This window comes from Rhizobacter sp. P1_G5 (assembly GCF_056405435.1).
Window position 1 is genome coordinate 1 of sequence record NZ_JBFUCB010000705.1, and the last position, 2,956, is coordinate 2,956.

At 69.5% G+C, this 2,956-nt stretch carries 2 protein-coding genes; one reads left to right on the top strand and one right to left on the bottom strand.

Annotated elements, in window-relative coordinates:
• The coding region (locus tag AC1D12_RS29775; RefSeq protein WP_477844819.1) for a helix-turn-helix domain-containing protein at nt 1-624 on the top strand (624 nt) is incomplete at its 5' end.
• 6 nt (nt 625-630) lie between these two features.
• Here AC1D12_RS29775 and AC1D12_RS29780 read toward each other — a convergent pair.
• Nucleotides 631-2,956 (bottom strand): hypothetical protein (locus AC1D12_RS29780; RefSeq protein WP_477844821.1); only part of this gene is annotated, 2,326 nt, incomplete at its 5' end.

The following is a 2,956-nucleotide window of genomic DNA, read 5'->3' on the forward strand; positions in this document are numbered from 1 at the left end:
GGGCTGGCCAGCTACTTCGCCGGCGCGCTGGTGCTGCCCTATGCGCCCTTCCTGGCCGCCGCGGAGGAACTGCACTACGACATCGATCGGCTGGCGCGCCGCTTCGGCGTCAGCTTCGAGACGGTGTGCCACCGGCTCTCGACGCTGCAGCGCCCGCAGGCGCGTGGCGTGCCGTTCTTCTTCGTGCGCGTGGACCGGGCCGGCAACATCTCGAAGCGCCAGTCGGCAACCGACTTCCACTTCTCGCGCACCGGCGGCACCTGCCCTCTGTGGAACGTCTACGAGGCGTTCGCGCAACCCGGCAAGGTGCTGACACAGCTGGCCTCGATGCCCGACGGCCGCACCTACCTGTGGATCGCCCGCTGCATCCGCCACGACAGCGGCGGCTTCGGCACACCGCCACGCGAGTTCGCGGTGGCGCTGGGCTGCGACCGCCGGCACGCGTCGCGCCTGGTGTACGCCCGCGGGCTGGCGCTGGCCGACCCGCAGGCGGTGACGCCGATCGGCCCCGGCTGCAAGGTCTGCGAGCGCCAAGGCTGCGCGCAGCGCGCGTTCCCGGCGCTCGGGCGGCCGCTGCGCGTCGACGAGAACCAGCGGCCGGTCGAGCCCTACGCGGGCGTATAGATCAGGTCACTGCGGCCAGGCCGCGCCGACCCAGTCGCTCCAGGTCTTCAGCCGCGCCGGCTCGATGCCGCTGCCCAGCTCCTTCGTCTTGATCAGCCCGTAGCGCACGATCTGGTCGGTGCGCGCGCCGAACGGCAGTTGCACCGAGCCCTTGCCGTCGCTCGGCAGCGGGTTGATCGCCCGGTCCAGGCAGAAGCGGAAGCCCGTCGTCTCCTCCGGCTCGCCTGCGATCAGCGCGTTCGGGTCGCAGCGCCGCCAGGCCGTCACCGGCTGCGTCGCGTAGAGCTGGTTGAACATCTGGATGCCGCCGTTCAGGGCCATCTTGTAGAGCCCGGGCTGCAAGCTGTCGTAGAGCCGGTAGCGCGATTGCGGCGAGGTCGAGTTGTAGGCCTCGCCGCCGTCCACGTACAGCGTCGGCACCACATGGAACAGCGCCTTCGCGCGGCCGTTGTTGCCCTGGTCGCGCTCCGGCGCGTTCGGCTGGTTCGGGTCGGGCTTGCTGATCGGGTAGCCGTTGTTGACGTACTGCGCGAGCTTGATGCGCGCCTGCAGCGTGCGCACCAGGTTGGCCTTCAGCGCCTCGTGCTGCGCACCGTTCTTCAGGCCCATCTCGTCGGTGAGCATCGCATCCCACGTCACGATGTACGGCCAGTCCATCGGGAAGTTGCTCCAGGCCTGCTGCGCGCCCGAGTTCAGCGTCATCTGCAGCTGGTACCACTGGTTGGTGTGGTACAGCGACGCGACGATGTTGTTGGCCTCCCAGGCCATCACGCGGTTGCGGTCGACCCCGTTGGGCAGCCGCTCGTTGACGTGCATGAAGTGCGGCGCCAGCTCGAACACGCCGAAAGTGTTGAACGGCCAGCCGCGCGCCTCGCCCGCGCCGACCCAGGCGCCGCTCGGCTGCTTGTCGGCCGCGCGGATGAACCACTTCTGGTTGCCCTCCAGCCCGAAGGTGTGGGCCAGTTCCCACTGCTGCAGCGCGCCCCAGTTGGTCAGCGAGATCTTCGCGCGCTCGGTGAAGGCCGGGAAGGTGAACGCGCCGGCATCGGCCCGCGCCATCGTCGCGCCGTTCGCCTTCGACTGCAGCCAGCGCGCGCCGACGATCGCGCCGGTCGCCTTGTTCGGGTCGTTGAAATCGCCGAGGAAGTTGTTCGGCGAGAAGCCCATGCCCATGAAGATGGCCTGGATCTCGTCGCGCTGGCCGTCGGTCAGGTGGCTCCAGTCGCCGTACTTGCCGTTCGGGTTCAGGTGCGACTGCAGCCAGGCGCGTGCGCGGATGTGCTGCGCGAGCGTGTCCTGCTTGCCGTTCGCGAAGGTGCCGCCCTTCAGGAACGAGCCGCCGGCCACCGCGGCATTCTCTTCCGGCCACACGTCCATCGGGTGGATGGTCGGCATCCACGCGTTCCAGTCCGGGAACTGCAGCGGGATCGGGATCTCGCGCACGTTCATCGTCGCGCTCACGTCCATCACGCGGTCGATGTCGGCCTGCGTCAGCGCGAGCGGCTGGTCCTGCGGCTTGCCGAACAGCGCCTTGGCGGCCTGCGTCGCGTTGTCGAGCACTGCGGCGATGCCGGCGCCGGCCGCCCATTCGACGGTGGGCTTCGCGTCCAGCCCCGGGCCGGGCTGGTACGGCGGGTTCCACGGCGCGGCCTGCGCCACGTGTGGCACGTCGCGCTGGCTGTAGCGGATGTAGGCGGCGATCTGTTTGCCCTGCGTCTCGCTCAGCCCATGGAAGCGCGCGCGCTGCACGATCGCGTTGTTGGAGTAGTTGAAGTACTGCAGGTCACGCCCGTCGACCGCGTGGCACGACGAACAGGCCGCCTCGATGCTGCGGTTGACGATGCTCGATTTCTTCAGCAGGCCCAGGCCGTGCCACAGCGCGTCGCCGGCCGTCGCATCGGCGCTGAGCGCCTTCCCGGCTGCCTTTTCGGCGCTGAGGTCGGCGTATTGCGCGGTGTCGGTCGCGAGGCTTCTGCCTTGCGCATCCTGCAGTTGCAGCTCGACGATGCGGTAGCCGTTGGATTCGCCGTCGGTGCCGTTGAAGCGGAACTGCACGCGGTTGACGCCGGCCACCAGGCGCGCCTTCGCCGCGGTGTCGAGCAGCAGGCTCATGCGCGTGGTGTAGAGGCCACCGCGCGTCAGGCCGCCCTGCACCCGCTCGGGGTCGGCCAGCTTCATCGTCGCATCTGCAATGTCCACCCACGGGATGCTGCCAGCCTGTGACGGCGCGACGCCGCCGAGCACGCGCACGCTTGCCTTCACCAGTGTCGTCGGCTGCGTGGTGGCCTCGAACTCGGGTGCGCCGAAGAAGCCGCAGCGGTGGCACATGAAC